Annotated in this window: 9 protein-coding genes; 4 read left to right on the top strand and 5 right to left on the bottom strand. The window is 47.1% G+C overall.

The window, feature by feature from the left end; translation table 11 throughout:
• Positions 1 to 1,405: 1,405 nt before the first annotated feature.
• Both CJ305_RS16670 and CJ305_RS16665 read right to left on the bottom strand, forming a co-directional pair.
• The gene (locus CJ305_RS16670) at positions 1,406 to 2,584 is read right to left on the bottom strand and encodes a GAF domain-containing sensor histidine kinase (RefSeq protein ID WP_189319477.1); all 1,179 of its coding nucleotides are present in this window, start codon (positions 2,582 to 2,584) and stop codon (positions 1,406 to 1,408) included.
• Between the two features lie 104 nt (positions 2,585 to 2,688).
• Positions 2,689 to 5,115, bottom strand: a complete 2,427-nt coding sequence (locus tag CJ305_RS16665) for a glycoside hydrolase family 31 protein (RefSeq protein ID WP_099647434.1) — start codon at positions 5,113 to 5,115, stop codon at positions 2,689 to 2,691.
• A 228-nt stretch (positions 5,116 to 5,343) separates the two neighbouring features.
• Here CJ305_RS16665 and CJ305_RS16660 point away from each other — a divergent pair, with 228 nt between their 5' ends.
• From CJ305_RS16660 to CJ305_RS16645, 4 genes are all read left to right on the top strand, one after another.
• A complete protein-coding gene (locus CJ305_RS16660; RefSeq protein WP_223248907.1) occupies positions 5,344 to 8,034 on the top strand; it encodes a glycosyl hydrolase in 2,691 nt (896 codons plus the stop codon).
• A gap of 17 nt (positions 8,035 to 8,051) precedes the next feature.
• Positions 8,052 to 9,173, top strand: coding sequence for a glycoside hydrolase family 88/105 protein (locus tag CJ305_RS16655; RefSeq protein WP_099647432.1), 1,122 nt, complete (start codon positions 8,052 to 8,054; stop codon positions 9,171 to 9,173).
• A gap of 118 nt (positions 9,174 to 9,291) precedes the next feature.
• Entirely contained in the window at positions 9,292 to 10,188 is an 897-nt protein-coding gene (locus CJ305_RS16650) for an alpha/beta hydrolase (RefSeq protein WP_223248906.1), read from the top strand.
• 163 nt (positions 10,189 to 10,351) lie between these two features.
• Positions 10,352 to 11,293 (top strand): glycoside hydrolase family 43 protein, encoded by a 942-nt coding sequence (locus CJ305_RS16645; RefSeq protein WP_189319476.1) that lies wholly within the window; start codon positions 10,352 to 10,354, stop codon positions 11,291 to 11,293.
• A gap of 837 nt (positions 11,294 to 12,130) precedes the next feature.
• Here CJ305_RS16645 and CJ305_RS16635 read toward each other — a convergent pair.
• Genes CJ305_RS16635 through CJ305_RS16625 form a run of 3 tightly spaced genes read right to left on the bottom strand, consistent with a single transcriptional unit; the run spans position 12,131 to position 18,381 of the window.
• Complete coding sequence (locus CJ305_RS16635; RefSeq protein ID WP_099647429.1) at positions 12,131 to 15,010, bottom strand: exo-beta-1,4-galactosidase; 2,880 nt, start codon at positions 15,008 to 15,010, stop codon at positions 12,131 to 12,133.
• Positions 15,011 to 15,019: 9 nt separating this feature from the next.
• Positions 15,020 to 16,894: a rhamnogalacturonan lyase gene (locus CJ305_RS16630; protein ID WP_099647428.1), complete on the bottom strand. Its 1,875-nt coding sequence runs from the start codon at positions 16,892 to 16,894 to the stop codon at positions 15,020 to 15,022.
• The gene (locus CJ305_RS16625; protein ID WP_099647427.1) at positions 16,891 to 18,381 is read right to left on the bottom strand and encodes a glycoside hydrolase family 28 protein; all 1,491 of its coding nucleotides are present in this window, start codon (positions 18,379 to 18,381) and stop codon (positions 16,891 to 16,893) included. The genes CJ305_RS16630 and CJ305_RS16625 overlap by 4 nt, the downstream gene beginning before the upstream one ends.
• Positions 18,382 to 18,677 lie beyond the last annotated feature (296 nt).

The following is an 18,677-nucleotide window of genomic DNA, read 5'->3' as shown; positions in this document are numbered from 1 at the left end:
ACTTCGAGTGGCTGAAGCAGAGCGCTAGCGGAGCTACAGGCGTATCGAGAAGTCTTAGTAGTTAGTATATTCGTCGTTTTCCAGGCTTCTCGATACACCGGTCTCGGTCGCAGACCTCGTTCGGCACTCGAAGTGACACTTCTCGACTACGCTCGCTTGTCGACTGTACCTTCGACAGGCTCAGAGTGGCCGTGTAGAGCTTTGAATTAGTAGGAGTCTCAGCAGGTAGTTTTCAGAGTTCAGTTCAAGGTTCCAGGTTTAAAATTCAAAAACAAACTCTGCATTCTGCATTCCTAATTCAGGAATTAGTGAACAGTCTCAGTGAGCAGTTTTCAGTCATTTCGAAGGAGCCCAAAGCGACGAGAAATCACATCTGATTGAGGTTGTGGGTTGCAGGTTAAAGGTGAGAAGAGAGAAGTAGACCCTTCTATACGATGCTCTCAGGGTCGCATCACTCAGAGTCCCGAAAAATAAAAAATTAGAAATACGAAATACGAAATAGAAAATAACTCCTAACTCATCACTCATCACTCTGCACTCCACTTTCAGAATTAGTCAGCAGTTGGCTGTCACTTCGAGTGGCTGAAGCATAGCGCTAGCGGAGCTACAGGCGTATCGAGAAGTCTTAGTAGTTAGTATATTCGTCGTTTTCCGGGCTTCTCGATACACCGGTCTCGGTCGCAGACCTCGTTCGGCACTCGAAGTGACACTTCTCGACTACGCTCGCTTCTCGACTGTACCTTCGACAGGCTCAGGGTGGCCGTGCAGAGTTCTGAATTAGTAGGAGTCTCAGCAGGTAGTTTTCAGAGTTCAGTTCAAGGTTCCAGGTTTAAAATTCAAAAACAAACTTCATTCTGCATTCCGGACTGGATTACATCCATCCCCGGCCCTTTGCTTAGATTGGATGCCCCCAGGGTCGCAGCACTCAGGGTCCCGAAAAATAAAAAATAAAAAGTTAGAAATACGAAATACGAAATACGAAATACGAAATACGAAATACGAAATACGAAATAGAAAATAACTCCTAACTCATCACTCTGCACTCCACATTCAGAATTAGTCAGCAGTTGGCTGTCACTTCGAGTGGCTGAAGCATAGCGATAGCGGAGCTTCAGGCGTATCGAGAAGTCTTAGTAGTTAGTATATTCGTCGTTTTCCGGGCTTCTCGATACACAGGTCTCGGTCGCAGACCTCGGCCGGCACTCGAAGTGACACTTCCCGACTACGCTCGCTTCTCGACAGTCCCTTCGACAGGCTCAGGGTGGCCGTACAGAGTTCGGTGTTCCGTGTATAGAATTATTCGTTTTGTGGTTTTTATTTTTTAATTACCCAATTAACGATTAACAATTACCCACGACACACGTTAGTCTGATGGAACACGTAACTCAACATTGTGTCCCCTTGTTTACTCCAGCGTCAGGGGCAGGGTGATGGTAATTTGAGTACCGCGATCGGGTTTGGATTTTATGTGTAAATCGCCTCCCAAGTCTTCGGTGAGTTCGCGAACAAAGAGCAGACCCATTCCAAAACCATTAGCACCTGAACTTTTGAGGCGATCCCGGGTATCGGTTTGGGTGATGGCTTCAATTTGCTCCGGAGTCATGCCTATACCGGTATCGTCAACACGGACTCTGATTTTTTCGTCTTTTGGTTTTAAGCCTATCAAATTGAGATCAACCCGAACGCTTCCACCTTCTGCCGTAAACTTAATGGCATTTGAAATGAGGTTTCCAATCAATGGGAGCAGATTTTTACCCGTAAACTCCCGTTTTAACGAATCGTAGTGAACGCTAAACTTAATTTGTTTGGATTCGGCCTGTGGCTTATAGAGATTAAGCAGTTTCTTGCCCAGAGCTTCAAAGGTAAAGACCGACTTGCTTTTTTTCAATTCGTCTTTAATCAGGATATCGTTAAGAATTTCATCTGTAAGTTCTAAAACTGAATCAGCACTCGAAGCAATAAGTTTGATGACCTCCCCAAGTTCTTCTTTCGAGGAATCGTGAAAATCTGTAAGTTCTACAAGTTGTGAGATACCACTAAGCGGACTGCGTACATCATGTGCCAACTGGCGCTTGAGCTTTCGTTCACGCAATATATTGTCTTTTGCTAATTTAAGCTCAAATTTGAGTTGAATACGCTTTACGATTTGGTGAGCAATTAAGTGTAATTGTTCTACCTGTTTTTCGCTGAGTTCATCAATGTTTTTCCCTCCAACGCACAAGGTGCCAATGGCTACGTCATCGCCAAATTTTAATGGAATGCCGTAGTAATACCGATAACCATCCTGAGTTACGTAGTTGGAGTTTTTAAAACGGGGATCTTCAGCAAGGTGTATTTCCAGGTGATGATCTTCTTCAATGGTGTAGTTGCATATAGCCTCTTCCCGGGGTTTTTGACTAAAACCTCCCAGGGTACTGGCGACCGTCCACTGTGTGAAATTGTCAATAAAGTTTACTTCGGAAAGTTCGGTGCCTGCAATATTAGCTGCCAGTGAACTGAGAATACTGAAGTCTTCTTTAAGTTCCTGATAATCCAAATCAAGATCGGCAAGTTTTTTTACGCGGCTGAAATCTTTAGAGGTCAAATCTACTTCTTTTAGGGAGCGTAAAAATACGAAAGCCTCAGGCGGACTTGCTCTTAAAAATCCTATAAATTAATGGGTTGGGTTGCCTTATTCTCTTAATTTCTTTAAGGCTTTATCCGGATTTTTTTGATAGTTTGTTTTGCACCGGTATGTATGAGCATCACTTTATCTTTTGGATTGTAACTGATGCCTTTTTGTGAGGTGTTTTTCAGGTCAATTTCTTCCTCATTAAGCCATAACCTTCCCGGTTTTTGGTCTAAATGAATCTGATAGGTATAACTGCGGTCGTTGAGGTCGAAGGCCTTATGGGTCTCGGTGCGGTTTAAATGGATCTGATCATTTTCCATCTTTAGTTCAAAGCGGGTAGTGGTAAATTTTCCGTTCTGATACCCAAGGCTTTTACCGTCATCATCGTAAAGGGTAAAGGCATTAGCAGTACCCGGATAAATATCCAGTATAATTTGTTGAGGAGTTTTAGCATCTAAGGTCTGTACCAGCTTTTGGGTGGGTATTATAGCACCTTCTTTTATGAAAATCGGGATTTGATCAAGCGGACAAAGCACGTTGAGATACTGACTGCCGGCGTGTTTATTACCGGTCCAGTAGTTGATCCAATTGCCCTGCGGCAGGTAAACGGTTCGGGTTTGTGCACCTTTGGTCACCACGGGACAAATCATCATATCATTCCCCAGCAGGTACTGATCTGTAATGTCGTACACATTGGGATCGTTTTGGTAGTCTAAAACCAGCGCACGCATCATGGGTTTGCCGGTGAGGTGGTTTTCATACATCGCGCTGTAGAGGTAGGGGGCAAGTTCATACCGCAGCTCGTCGTACTTCTTAAAGTTGGCTAACGCCTCCTCTCCATAAGCCCAGGGCTCTTTATAATTGGGGTGTTCCATCCCAAAGAGGTGGGCGATGGGACTGAGGAGGCCAAACTGCGTCCAGCGGATGTACAATTCGGGATCTGCCACGTGCTCAAAACCACCCATACAATGCGCCCAGTTGCTTACCCCCGAAAGGCCGATGTTTAAGCCTGCCTTAATCACGGGTTCAAAATACTGCCATTCGCTGGGCCAGTCGCCTGCAAAAATAAAGGGATAGCGCTGTATGCCGGCATAACCCTCCCGCGTATGATTCATACCCCGCATACTATTATATTCCTGAAACTTTTCATAGGGTGCTTTGGCATACGCCAAAGGAAAGAGGTTGTGCAGGCGCTTGATTTCGGGTCCCTGCGGTCCGGTTTTATTACTTTCGTTTGCCTTTCGGCCAAAGGCACTGCCTTCATCGGTTTTAAAAAACATGGCTCCGGTATCGGCCAGGCGTTTTGCCCCGTTTTGCCACCACCAGTCTACGGCTTTGGTATCAAAGAAGTTTACAAACTCTCCCGTATTCTTGGGCTCCGGATAGACAAAGCCGGCCTCCCGGGCCTGATCGAGCAGGTTTAGGGTATTGCCGTTATCAAAGCGGGGCCGTACGTGCACGCCTACCATGCTCAGGCCTTCGGCATACAGGCTGTCGAACATCGCTTCCGGATTCTCAAAAGTTTCCCGCCATTCAAAGGTTGTGGCACCGCTGCCGCCATTTTTACCAAAGATGCGCCAGGTAGAATCGAGGTGGAGGATGTCTATAGGAATGTGCAGTTCCCTGAATTTACGAACCAAATCAACCGGGTAGTGATCTGAGGTTTTTTCTTCGTGTCCCCAGGTGCCGCCGCTGTAAGTACCTACGTGCAGGCCCAAAGCCGCTTTGGGAAGAAGAGGAGCCTTTCCAGTAATACGGGTATAGCGGTCTAAGATTGCTTCAAAATCAGGCCCATATATAAAGTAGTAATCGAGTTCGCCACCTTCGGCTTCAAAGCTATAGGTTTCACTAGTGCTATGTCCTAAATCCCAGGTTGAGGTGAAGGGGGTATGAAAAAAGATCCCATAACCCCGTGTACTCATTATAAACGGAACAGGACTGTAGTTGGCTTCCAAAACATTATAGGCACCAATGATGTGCGGTAAACCTTCACCACGGCCAACTGTTAGTGTGGTTTTCTTGCCCCTTCGGTCTAAAAAGTCCATACGCTCTCCCAGGCCGAAGAAATGCTCATCGGGGAAAAGTTGTTTCTGCACCCCTACGTGTTCATGGTTTCTATAATTTCCGGCGGAAGCATCGGCGTTCAACAGCTTGCCTTCCAAATCAAAAACCTGAATCCGGACCGGTTGTTTTGTAATTTCTATTTTCAGTTTTTCGGTTTCCAGGGTAAGTTGCTTCTCAGCATCAGTCAGGGTATAGGAGGTTGCCGGCCAATCGTATTTTACGACCATATAAGGCTCGTCTGCCTCAAAGTTTCCCTCCCAGGAGTTTCTGATGCGCAACAGGTCATCCGAACAGATTTCGATACGCAAATGGGCATTGTCGGTTTTTATCTGAATGTAGTTTTCGTTTTGATTTTCAATTTCCTGAAAATTGCCGAGACCGGTTTGGGCCTGAGAACTGAAGGCAAATACGAAAAGAATTATAACAGCCGGGAATCTCATACATGAAGGTTTATTTTCTAAAATTAAGTGAAGCCTTCTTTTTAGGTGTCCTGTACTTACCTTTTTCCGGGTTAAGAATTCATTCCAACAGGACGGCACAGGATAGCTTTTTTGCAGGTTCAGCCTATTTTTAACCGAACTTCGTAACCGTCTTTGGTATAACTATACGTAATTAACTCCATGCCTTTTCCGTTCAAATACCTGTTTTTTTTAGTCTTTTGTTGTAGTGTGATTTCATGCAAATCCCAGGAACAGGTAGAGCCGGTGACCAGCTCCCCGGATCTTTGGCCCAATGTTGAACAAACCTCAAAGCCCTGGACGCGCTGGTGGTGGATGGGCAGTGCTGTTGACAAACCCAATATCAAAGAACACCTGATCGCTTTTCAAAAAGCCGGACTGGGAGGTGTGGAAATCACCCCTATTTATGGGGCTAAAGGAGCAGAAGATCAGTTCTTAACGCATCTTTCGCCCCAGTGGCTGGAGATGCTTGATTATACGCTTGTAACCGCTGACAGTCTGGGACTGGGGATTGACATGGTATTGGGAACCGGCTGGCCCTATGGCGGCCCGCAGGTAGAACAGGAGTATGCGGCTACCAAACTGATTGTGCAGCGTTACCAACTCAAAAAAGGAGAGGCTTTTAATGCTGAACTACAGCCTGATGCTAACGAAAAGCAGCCCGCCACACTAACCGCCTTGTTGGCCTATGATACCGACGAAAACTTTAAAGATTTAACGGCTGAGGTTAAGGATGGTAAACTCAACTGGAGCCCTCAGGACGGGGATTATACCCTCTATGCTCTCTTTACCGGAAAAACCGGACAGCAGGTAAAACGCTCGGCGCCGGGTGGGGCAGGTTTTACCCTTGATCATTATTCGCAGGAAGCTTTTGAAGATTACGTGCAGCCGTATGACACGGCATTCGCTAAACTAAAAGGCCAATTGCGGGCGATTTTTAACGACAGTTATGAAGTCTATGGGACCGATTTTACTCCCCGCTTTCTGGAATTTTTTGAAAAATACCGAGGCTACGATTTAAGACCTTATGTATATCTGCTGCTGAGTGATACTGATAACGATTTAGGAAACCGGGTTAAAAGCGATTACCGCGAGACCTTGTCTGACCTTTTGCTGAATCGTTTCGACGAGCCCTGGACCCAATGGGCAAACCGTCACGGTTTTAAAACCAAACTACAGGCTCATGGTTCGCCGGGTAATCTGATTGATTTGTATGCTTCGGCAGATATACCCGAGTGTGAGACTTTTGGCTCTATGCCTTATGATATCACCGGATTTAGACGCGAGACTGAAAATATTCGTACCGGTGATGCAGATCCTGTGATGCTTAAATTTTCGTCTTCAGCCGGACATATCGCGGGTAAGCCCTTAATTTCTTCGGAAACCTTTACCTGGCTGCGGGAGCATTTTAAAACGGCTTTATCCCAAACCAAGCCCGAAGCTGAAGAATTGCTGCTCAACGGCGTTAACCACATCTTTTTACACGGTTCAACCTATTCGCCTGAAAGCGCCGGCTGGCCGGGCTGGAAGTTTTATGCTTCGGTTAATTTTAGTCCGAAGAATACCATCTGGAATCACGCTCCGGCCCTGTTCTCTTACCTTACCAACGTGCAAAGCGTTTTGCAGGAAGGGAAAGCAGATAACGGGACTTTGCTCTACTGGCCCGTATACGATCAATACAACAGTTTTAAAGACGAGCAGTTGTTTTTTCAGTTTAAAATACATTCGCTTAACGAGTGGTTGCTCGACACGCCGTTTTACGAAACCACAACTACCTTAATGAAAAAGGGCTACGGAGTCGATTTCCTGTCGGACGCGTTTTTGGCAAAAGCCAAAGTGATAAATGGGAAAATCGAATTACCCGGAGGAAGCTATAAGGCTTTGGTCATTCCCGAAATGCAGTTTATGCCTTTAAAAACCCTGAAAAAGCTGATCGAACTGAAAGAGCAGGGTGCCGCTATTATTTTTACCGGTATGCCGGAAAGCGTCCCGGGATTTTTTGAATACGAACAGCAAACCGAAGCGCTCCGCAAACTGATCACCCAAAACAAACTGGCTGTGACCGATCTGGAACCGGCACTTCAGGCCGCTGAGGTATATCCCGAGACTTTGGTGGAAAGCGGACTGAAATTCATTCGCCGTGCTGACGGGGATTCTAAAACCTACTATCTGGTAAATCATACGGCTGCTGCGATAGACGATTTTATTCCGCTTAATGAAACTACAGGCGATGTGGTGATCCTCGATCCGCTTACGCGAAAGCAGGGAAATGCGGAGACCCGTCTTGAAAATGGAAAAACCCGGGTGCGTCTGCAGATCGCTTCAGGGGATGCCCTGATCCTCAAAACCCGGAAGCGCGTCGATGCTGATTGGGAATATGCCATTCCGGTGGGTAACGGACTCGTTTTAGATAAAGGATGGAAGCTAAACTTTGACGATGGAGGCCCCGTGCTTCCCCAAGCTGTAGAGCTTGATGCACTCGTTTCCTGGACTCAACTCGGAGCGGATGCCGAAAATTTTTCGGGTACCGCGACCTATACCCTGAACTTTGACAAACCCGAATCTCCTGCAGATGCCTGGATGCTCAATCTGGGCGATGTGCGCGAAAGCGCAGCTGTCTGGCTGAATGATGAATATATAGGCACGGCCTGGTCTGTACCGTTTCGGTTAAGGCTTCCCGATTTAAAAGCTAAAGGCAACACCCTTAAAATTGCAGTTACCAATCTGGGGGCAAACCGCATCCGGGCCAAGGAACGCCGCGGTGAGGAGTGGAAGAATTTCTATGAAATCAATATGGTCAATAAAGATTACAAACCTTTTGATGCTTCGGTATGGAAGCCCACGCCTTCCGGACTTTTAGGACCCGTAACCTTAATTCCGCTTAACCTGGAAACCAAATAAACGTTTAAATCAAACTGATGAAAAAATACATACTCCTCGTTTTCGCTGCTCTTTTCAGCCTTAATTGTGCTGCGCAGAAACCGGTAGAACGCGATGCGATTCTTGAAAAAATGCAACTCGCTAATGCCTATTTTATGCAGAAATGGCCCGATGTGGGCAAGACCATTATTACCAATAAAGAACGTCCCAGCAACATCTGGACGCGGGGTGTTTACTACGAAGGGCTGATGGCGCTGCACGAGATTTATCCCAAAGCTGAGTATTATCAATATGCATTAGACTGGGCCAACTTTCACCAATGGGGCTTCCGCAGTGGGAACGAGACCCGCAATGCAGACGACTACGATGCTGCGCAAACCTATATCGACTTGTACTTGCTGCAACCCGATCCCGAAAAATTAAAAAACACACGCGCCTGTATGCAGAAGTTTTTGGTTACGCCCCAAAACGACGATTGGGACTGGATTGACGCCATACAAATGGGGATGCCGGTTTTTGCCAAAATGGGTGTGCTGGAGAATGACCCACGCTATTTTGAAAAAATGTACCAGATGTATATGGAAAGCCGAAATCGAATAGGAGGTAACGGACTTTTTAATCCGGAAGACGGACTCTGGTGGCGGGATGCAGATTTTGATCCGCCGTATACCGAGCCAAACGGGGAAGACTCGTATTGGAGCCGCGGAAACGGTTGGGTGATTGCCGCTTTGGCCAAAACCCTTTCGATCATTCCCGAAGATGCACCGCACCGGGAGCAGTATGTTGAAGATTTACAGGCTATGGCCGAAGCCCTTGCCAAAGTGCAGCGCAAGGACGGGTTTTGGAATGTGAGTTTGCACGATCCTACCCATTTTGGAGGCAAGGAAACTTCTGGTACAGCTTTATTTGTATATGGAATTGCTTACGGCATCAATAACGGACTTTTGGACCGTGAGGAATATCTGCCTGTAGTGAGCAGGGCCTGGAACGCGATGATTTCAGACAGCCTGCACGAAAACGGATTTCTGGGCTGGTTACAGTCCACCGGAAAAGAGCCTAAGGACGGGCAGCCGCTGTCTTACGACAAGATTCCCGATTTTGAAGATTACGGTCTGGGCTGTTTTCTTTTGGCAGGCGCCGAAATGTATCGTATTGATTAGTGGTGTGTTGATAGTCACGCGATACAATCGCGCGAGAACAACGAATAAGCCTTTTAAAAGCCGCGTATTTTCCAGCCTTTAATTAAATTACAGGATGAAACTAAAACACCTAATCTTAATGAGCTTATTTGTAAGCAACGCCCTTATCGCACAACAGCAGGAAGTAGCACTTTGGGATGAAATACCCGGTCGAATTGCAGATGCAGATTATCAGGAAGAGCAGCAACTGGAAGGAGAAGCGATACGCGGTTATAATAAAGTAAACGTACCCACTTTGAGCATTTTTAAGCCGGAAGCCGGCAAGGCCAATGGCACAGCTGTAGTCATTTGTCCGGGTGGCGGCTATGGACACTTAGCCATCAACAAGGAAGGTTATAAACTGGCAGCCTGGTTTGCCGGGCAGGGAGTGACGGGCTTTGTACTCAAATACCGCTTACCTCACGATCGTATTATGAAAGACAAAAGTATTGGTCCGCTTCAGGATGCACAACGGGCCATTCGATACGTTCGGGAAAACGCTGTACAGTTGGGTATTGATACGGCTAAAGTGGGAATAATGGGTTTTTCAGCCGGAGGACATTTAGCGGCAACGGCATCTACCCATTATGCGGATGTGGTTTATGAAAACACAGAAGGGGTTTCGGCAAAGCCAAATTTTTCCATTTTAATTTATCCGGTCATCAGTATGCAGGAGGGCATCACGCACCAGGGTTCGCGAGATAATTTGTTGGGCAAAAAACCAACACAGGAAGCGGTTTATAAGTTTAGCGGGGAGTATCAGGTTACGCCGGAAACACCTATGACGTTTTTAGTACACGCTACCGATGACGGTGCTGTTCCGGTTGAAAACAGCATTCGGTATTATTCGGCTTTAAAAGATGCCGGTGTACCGGTAGAACTGCATCTGTATGAAGATGGCGGTCACGGTTTTGGGATGGGTACTTCGGCTACCAACAATGCCTGGCCGGAAGCTTTAAGTTTATGGATGAAAAAGCACAGTCTCATAACTGAATAAAAAGTATAGTATTCATTTTAAGCATTTAATAGTCAGTTCGAGCGCCCCCGAATATTGTCGGGACGAGTCGCCAACCTCATAACACGAAGTAATAACCTCTCGAATGCGCTCGAGGAGACAGTCCTTTCGAATGATTATACAATACATAGCCAAAATTTCAATTATGCTCAAAAACCTTTCAATACTTATCGTATTAATTGCAACTGCATTCACATCCTGCAAAGCCCAGGAGCCCGCCTATATTTTTACTTATTTTAAAGGCAATGGCGAAGACGGCCTGCACCTGGCTTACAGCACCGATGGGTTAAACTGGAAGGCGTTGAACAATGACGAACCGGTTCTCACTCCCGAGGTGGGCGAGCAAAAGCTGATGCGCGATCCCGCAGTGATTAAAGGCGGAGATGGCAGGTATCATATGGTGTGGACGACCGGATGGACCGAGCGCGGCATCGGCTATGCCTCTTCGGCTGATTTAATCAACTGGTCTGAACAGCAATTGATTCCGGTGATGGAACACGAAGAAACTGCACGCAACTGCTGGGCACCCGAGATTACCTATGATGCGCAAAAAGACGAATACATGATCTACTGGGCGACAACCATTCCCGGGTTGTATCCCGAAACCCAATCGGAGCTGGATGCCGGGTACAATCATCGCATGTATTATACGCTTACTAAGGATTTTAAAGCGTTTACCAAAGCCCGGGTATTGTACGATCCCGGTTTTAATTCGATTGACGCCACCATACAATGGGATGGGGAGCAGTATGTGATGATTCTGAAGGATGAAACCCGTGAGCCTGCCCGTAAAAATTTAAAAGTCGCTACTGCGCAAAACCTTACCGGACCCTATTCCGAAGCCAGCGCACCCATCACCGGAAAGTATTGGGCTGAAGGCCCGACCGCCATTCAAAAAGACGGGAAATGGATCGTTTACTTTGATAAATATACCGATCATCAATACGGTGCGGTTCAATCTTCAGACCTTAAGAACTGGACTGATATTTCGGATCAGGTTTCTTTTCCGGATGGGATTAGGCATGGGACCGCGATACGGGTTTCTCCTGCGGAGTTGAAGCAGATTCAGGAGGCATTTACCCGATAATCGGGATTTATATGCATGTGATACCATAGCTCGCCAACTCTCGAATCTACATTGTTTTGATATTTTAGTTACTTAGGTATGTTTCGTTCATTTTCTTTGCTTCTCCAAAGAAACCCTTCGGCTATCGCTCAGTGCAGGCTCAACAAAAGAAAGGAGCCTTTTTAATCTGTATCGCTTATTGGTTTTGGTCAGATAGAATGTGCCTATAGCGATTGGAATTCTTTAGGATTATTTAGGTTTGGCACATTTCTTAGGCATTTTGCCTTATCAGATAAAACCGCAAGAAGTCCCTAAATTTTCTCCAGGGATTCATAAATTTTTAACCCGGCCTTATAGCTATACTGAAGAAAAAGAGGGCTAAAAAACAAAATTTTTAGTTCTATTGTAGACGACGGCCTACTTTTTACATCTGTAGTAAAACAAGCAGAAGCCGTAGCCTTGGGCAGTGGAGGATGGCTTAGCGCAGCGGTTTGCCATCCGCACGATAAGGCGTTTGCGTAGTTTTCAAGGATGTAAAAATAAGCCTTGATTTTTTGTTTCTTTTGCATCAAGGCAAAAGAAAGGAAGTAAGCAAAGCAGTTATAATCTCGCTAAGGAATTAGACATGGGACTNGAGGATGGCTTAGCGCAGCGGTTTGCCATCCGCACGATAAGGCGTTTGCGTAGTTTTCAAGGATGTAAAAATAAGCCTTGATTTTTTGTTTCTTTTGCATCAAGGCAAAAGAAAGGAAGTAAGCAAAGCAGTTATAATCTCGCTAAGGAATTAGACATGGGACTGCGATACGGGTTTCTCCTGCGGAGTTGAAGCAGATTCAGGAGGTATTTAGTAATTAAAATCTAATTCCCCTTATGCTCCGGTTTTAATTCATCGGGGCTGTCTTTGGTGTATTTGTCAAACTGTTGACGGGAAGGGCTTGTCAATAAATCCTGAATTAAAGCTGCGTCCAATTGGGTTTGTGGATTGAATTCCGGCGAATTCATATAGGTTTTCAGGCTGTAATAAAGTTGGTGCGCGGCGGCGTCCTTATCCGGATCGTTGAGGTCTACGCTGAGCATAAGCAGCTTGCCGTTGCCTACTTTGGCTTCAAAAGCGATCGCCAGTCTGCGGTTCATAAACCAGGTGTCAATAGGCTGAATCAGCGGTTTGAAATCGGGTGGAAAGTCTTCCAAATGCATCACCTGTTCCTTGTTAACGATGCTCCACCACTGCAGGTCGCTGTGCGAATCGGTAGGGAAGTCTTTAAAAAGCGGATGCGCCGGATCTACGACAAAACCCAGCGTATGCGGCGCCCGCATCTGAAACCAAGAAGTGTTCCAAAAAACCGGGAGGAAGGTCTGTGCCACTTCGGCGCCTTTGACGATTTTACCGGCTGCATTCAGCAAAACGCTGCCGCCCTCATTGAGTACTTGTAGCGCTTTTTCGTCCAAAACCGTGCACTCATACACGTTGCTTTTTACCTTCGGAAGTGACTCCGGAAATACCCAAAAATCCCAATGATTCTTAAATTCGGTATCCTGAACAGCAACCGTCAAGGTTAGTTTTTGAGCCTCGGTTATTTCGCGAAGCGGAAACTTTACAGAACCCAAAGCGGAAAGTCCGTAGTCTATTTTGCCCTGATCAAATGTTCCTGTTGTGAGGACTGCGCCGGCAGAATCAGTAAGCTGCCAGCTGATAGAGTTTTGTAATTGATCTACCCCGTAGTGTGCAATTAGGATTTCTGCGGTAAGTGTTTCGATATTGGTAAATACAAATTTCGGAAACTCGGCTAGCGGTACGGTCTCGCTGCTGAACTCGCGCCATTCTTCGGCATTTACATACGGTTTGGGATCCCAAAAAGCATCTAAAATCCCTACCAGCGCGGTTCCCTGTCCGGAATAATCATTCAGCGAAAGCAATTGATAGCCCGAATATCCGGGCGTACGCATGGCTTTTTCGATGCTGTATTTGTAGGCCAGCACCTGCAATTTGCCGGAAGCCTTAAAAAAAGCATCCGCCTGATCGCGCATATGATGATCGGCCAGATCTTCCTGAAAGAGTTCAAAGTTTTTGGCCTCGTAGGCCCCGGTGTATTTTTCGATTTCGTTAAAATTGGGGAAGACACAATATTGCCCGGTCTCGTGAGAAACAAAGGGCACATTGAAATCTTTGATGTTTTCGCTAAAATCAGTCACCGACTGCGGAGCGCGGTTTTTCCAGTCCAGATCGCGGGCACCACCACGTACCATAAATTCGTTGTTGGGAATCACGGGCCAACTGCCACCCACAGAAGCCCCGGTATACAGGCGGCGCGTGTCTTTTTGTTTCCAGTAATCGTTAAAGGCCGTGAGGTATTCCACCTGTTTGCCTCGGGGCTCGTTGCCGTAAGCCATCATCACATACGACGCATAATTGCCATACTGCTGCATCATGCGGTTGGTCTCCTCATAAATGTACCGGTCGATGTTGCGGCCCACACCCAGCGCAGTACCGTGATTGGCCCAACTGGGACCTTCGGGCTGCAGATAGATTCCAAGCCTGTCTGCGGCCTTAAAAGCCGCTTCCGGAGGGCACCAGGAATGGTAGCGCACATGATTGAGTCCGTGGTTTTTAATAATCTTGAAGATGCGTTCCCAGGCGGGCACGTCCATCGGTGGATAGCCGGTAAGAGGGAAAATCGCATTATCGAGAGTTCCCCTAAGAAAAACAGGTCGGTTATTGATCGTAAAGGATCTTCCTTCCGCTTTAAAATCCCGAACACCAAATTCAACCTGCTGTTGATCCGTTCCTTTTTTGGACTTTAGACGGAAATCAGCCCTGTATAAAGCGGGGTCGAATTCATCCCACAACTGTATGGTATTACCGAGGTTAGCGGTGATTTGCAAGGTATCGGTTTGCTTGTTTAGGCGGAAGGATTGGGTTAGCGGTGCTAATTTTTGTTTTTCAGCCGTGTTGAAGGTGTAAAGCTGAAGGCTTAGCGATACCTTAGAATTACGGACTTCCAGTTGGTTTACAGGAATCTTGAAGGTGACTTCAGCACGCTCGCGATTTGGATACGCCTGAATGTTGCCCATATAAATGGAAGGAGTTGTGATGAGTTTGAGCTTGCCGATAATACCATTCCAGTTTCCCTGAGTATGATCGGTAAGGCTGTGGGAATCGGGGCCTACATTGATCTCCTTGATGCGGTTGTCTACGCGAATCGTCAGGGTATGTTTGCCGGGTTTAAGTTCGGGAGGCAGCTCGTATTGATGCGGAGCCACCATCGAGTTTTGCATCCCCAGTTTTTGATCGTCAAGCCAGACTACAGTTTCGGTATGCGCGCGTTCTAAAAACAGAAAAACCGGCCGGTCTTTCCAGTTTTTGGGAATGTTGATTTCTTTTTGATACCAGGCGTCACCCACGTATTCTTTTTTCGGCGTAAGCCAAAACGGAAATTTTATATCTCCGGGTTGCTGATATTTTTTAAACCGGGGGTTGAAGTAAAACGAACTGTCGTAAATGCTGCCCGTCCATTGCGTTTTGATCGTGATGTCGTTGCCCTTATTGTTGGTCAGCATCGAGCCGGGCAGGATGATGTTGTCCTTTAGTTTTTTTGAAAACCAGGCTTCGATTTCCCCCTGATCTTCGCGGTCTATCTGAAAATGCCAGGTACCTTCCAGATCAAGCGTATCGCGGGTTTGAGCGAAAGCTGACACCGATACAGCAAGCAAGAGTAGACTGAGGATGCGCATTTTCATAAGACTGTTTTATTCGTTGGTTTCTAATTGCACAGGAATCAGTTTGATATTCGGTTTGGGGATGTTTTTCATTCCGTAACCGAAATAGAATCCCAAATGTGGCGGCTGGTTGTAGCCTACATTTTGCCAGGCAATACTCAGGCGGTACTGCGGATCGTGCATCAGCGTGTACATCCTTAAATCGGTAGGGATCGTGGTGCTGTAGATACGCAGTTCGGTACCGTCATCGCTGGGTAGAATAAGCTCTTCGCGCCAGTCTCCCAGAATATCTGCAGACAGAGACGGAGTTGCTTTGGTACCGTTGACCGAATGAGCGCCTTCGGCTCTGAAAATTCGGCCTTTGCCGTATTTCTCAATGTAATTGCGGTTTAGCAGTTCGCGGGTACTGTCGCCGTCCCACCAGATTAAAAAGTTGGCTGCACGCGGAGCCGGACCTATTTGAGTTCCTTTGATATCGTATAAATCCCGGGAGCCCGACCACCACATCTGGGCGCCGTAACGGGTAGAATCTATGGGTGCTGCCACCCCACGCCCGATATCCTGATCCGGTTCGGCCTCAAACAACACCTTGCCGTCTTTTGCCGAAAAGAGCACCACGCCGGGACCTTTGGTGCCTTCTTCGATCTCGTGTACGCCAAAACGCTCCAAACCCGGAACCTCAGGGTCCAGATCGCTTACGTGAATGGCATCCCCGTGCCGGAAACCGGTAGTGTACAGGCCGCTTCCATTATCGTCTACGGTCATCGCGCCAAAAATGATTTCGTCTTTACCATCGCCATCTACATCTGCAACCGAAAGGTTGTGATTACCCATCCCGGAATAGGGATTTTTTCCGTTTTCCGAATCAAAAGTCCAACGGGATTTTAATTCTCCGTTTTTAAAATCGAAGGCCGCCAAAACGATACGCCCGTAATAACCGCGTCCCATCACAATACTGGGATGTACGCCGTCCAGGTAGGCCACGCAGGCCGTAAAGCGATCTACCCGGTTACCGGTACGATCGTTGTGCCCGTTTCCGCCCACACCGCCCCAGGCGCCGATATCTCCACGGGGAGGAATATAGTTTGTTGTGGCGAGGGCTTTACCGGTTTCTCCGTCAAACACGGTGAGGTATTCCGGGCCTTCTAAAATCTTGCCGTAGGTGCGCGAGCGTTCATCGGTGTCGCGCCAGTCGGCATCCCGATCACCGATAACCGTTCCCAACGCATCGATGGTCCCATCTGCGGTTTTGCAGACGAATTCGGCTTTGCCGTCGTTGTCAAAATCATAGACCAAAAACTGCGTGTAATGCGCGCCTTCGCGAATGTTTTTACCCAGACTCAGTTGCCAGAGCAGGGTGCCGTCTAACTCATAAGCCTGAAAAATAGGAGGATCGGTCAGGCCGCGGTGTGAATTGTCGTGGCCCTTGCCGGTCATATGCAAAACAAGCTCATATTCCCCGTCGCCATCCAGATCGCCTACCGAGGCATCGTTGGCGGTATAACCTTCAATAGGTTGCAGTTTGAGCGAAAGAAAGTTTTTATCGGTTGCTCCTGCTTTTAGGGTATAGGAGCCGGGCTCTGGCTGTTCAGACCCGTTTATAACCGAAGTAACATACCAGGTATTTTCTTTGGAAAGATCAACGTTTTGATCTGCGAAAAAAGACGGATCTGTAGCCGAACCTTCTTTTACAAGCAGGGGAGTGGATTCTCCGGTTTTCCGGTAGAGGTTAAAGCACAGGTTCTCAGGATCGGTGCCCAGAATACGCCAACTCACCGCAACCGAACCTCCCTTTTGCGGGATCGCCACTACGCCGCGGTCCAGATTTTCCATCAGGCGCTGGGCTGTGCAGCTTTGCAGGCCTAATACCGAAATCAGAAGGATAAGCAGATAGCTGTGTTTCAAGGTTTCTTTGGTTTTAGAGAGGAGTACAGCGAATCTGAAAAACGAATTCCCGGTGAATTTTCGATCTTCAGCTGAGAAGCATCTTCAATATCAAGACTCACATTTTGAAGCTCCCAATCTTTCGAATAGGTGATTTGCCCGGCTTCCGCTGCCTGAATGTGTACGTCTTTTAGGGTGATGTTTTCCACCAGGGATTTTTCCATCCCATTCACATTAATGGCGCGTTGAGCTCCTTTCACATCAATATCATAAAGCGAAATGTTTTTAAAGGTAGGAATGCCTTTTTCAGGAGGATCTACTTCCATCAGCAGGGTTTTCCAGCGTTTGGGGATGCTGTCGTAATCGTAGCCTTCAGGCAGTTTGGAATAGCTGTAGGAGGGATTCCAGTTCATCGAAACCTCCATAAAGGTACGTACGCTGTCCATTTTGATGTTTTGCATGCGTATGTCTTCAACGCCGCCGCCGCGGTTGGTAGCCGATTTGATGTTGAGTCCGTTTTTGGTCCCCAGACCTTTGATGTTGGAAACAAAGACGTGCCTGATACCGCCGCTGGTCTCGCTGCCCAGCGTACACAGACCAGATCCTGCGCGGGCGATACAATCGCGTATGACCACATACTCGGTGGGGCGGTTTACACGCAGGCCGTCCCAGTCGCGGCCGGCTTTAAGGCAAAAGTTGTCGTCGTTACAGTCGATATCGCAATTTTGAACTAAAATGTAGGTCGACGAATCGATATCAATCCCGTCTGTACTGGGGCCGTGGCCGCCAATGTTGTTTTGTATCGTGAGTCCATCAACGGTGACGTGGCTGGAGTAGAGCACCTGCACCGTCCAGAAACCGGCTCGCTGAATGTTGAGGTCTTTAAGCAGGGTGTTTTCCGAATTTTGAATGAGCAGGGTACGCGGGCGTTTGGCGTCGTAATCTACAATCCAGCGCAGGCCTTTGGGTTCGTATTCTTTTCTAAGGTTCCAGTAGTAATCCCAATAAACTTTTCCCTGACCGTCAACGAGGCCGTTGCCGTCAATTTGTACATTTTTTTGATCGAGTACATTGATGAGGGCTGCGGGCCATTGCATCTCGATCCCGGCGATGCGGGTGTCGATTTCGGGATAATCTGCGATGTTTTCGCTACCCAGGAGGGTCACCCCTTCGGGAATGTTAAGGCGTACGTTTTCTTTGACAAAGATTGAACCGCTGAGGTACTTACCCGGTTTAAACGTTACCGTCCCGCCGCCGTTTGCTGCTGCGTCATCAATGGCTTTTTGTATTGCAGTTGTGGTCAATGCACTACCGTCTGCAATGGCATCGTAGTCGTTTACGTAAAACACATCGGGTTTGAAGGTGATGGAATCGGCACCTACTTCGTCAATCCACTCGGGTTGAAAGGCGGCCGGTTCTGCGACGGACTGATCGCCGTCTGAGGCGGTGTTTTTACAGGCGGTTAGACAGAAAAAAATAAAGGATAAAACAGGTAAAATTGATTTCATTGCAAGGATCTACTGGTATGCGAATCAAGTTCCTGATTTTAGCAGGATAATGCATCCTGTTCTTACCTGATGGGTAAGCCTATTAAGTTTATGAGTTGCTTGAAACCAAATGTATTATTCTTTTTTAGGATAGACTTATCCTTGGTTTTATATCGTGTTTTATAGATTTAGGAGTACGTTTTGTTCTTTTTTGCATCGCCCACCCTTCGACTGCGCTCAGGGCAGGCAAACGAACCAAAAAAGTCTAGGCTTAAGAAACGATCTCTAAATTTATCATTCGGCTTCTAAATTTTCTG

Source organism: Leeuwenhoekiella nanhaiensis (assembly GCF_002744755.1).
In the GTDB taxonomy this organism is placed as follows: Bacteria; Bacteroidota; Bacteroidia; order Flavobacteriales; family Flavobacteriaceae; genus Leeuwenhoekiella; species Leeuwenhoekiella nanhaiensis.
Note: the sequence above shows the minus strand (reverse complement) of the source record. Positions and strands in the feature narration are given on the sequence as shown.

What these genes read in the sequence shown, in the direction of transcription:
- CJ305_RS16665 (WP_099647434.1), bottom strand. Translation starts at nt 5,115, where the DNA reads ATGAGATTCCCGGCTGTTATAATTCTTTTCGTATTTGCCTTCAGTTCT.
- CJ305_RS16655 (WP_099647432.1), top strand. Translation starts at nt 8,052, where the DNA reads ATGAAAAAATACATACTCCTCGTTTTCGCTGCTCTTTTCAGCCTTAAT.
- CJ305_RS16650 (WP_223248906.1), top strand. Translation starts at nt 9,292, where the DNA reads ATGAGCTTATTTGTAAGCAACGCCCTTATCGCACAACAGCAGGAAGTA.
- CJ305_RS16645 (WP_189319476.1), top strand. Translation starts at nt 10,352, where the DNA reads ATGCTCAAAAACCTTTCAATACTTATCGTATTAATTGCAACTGCATTC.
- CJ305_RS16635 (WP_099647429.1), bottom strand. Translation starts at nt 15,010, where the DNA reads ATGAAAATGCGCATCCTCAGTCTACTCTTGCTTGCTGTATCGGTGTCA.
- CJ305_RS16625 (WP_099647427.1), bottom strand. Translation starts at nt 18,381, where the DNA reads ATGAAATCAATTTTACCTGTTTTATCCTTTATTTTTTTCTGTCTAACC.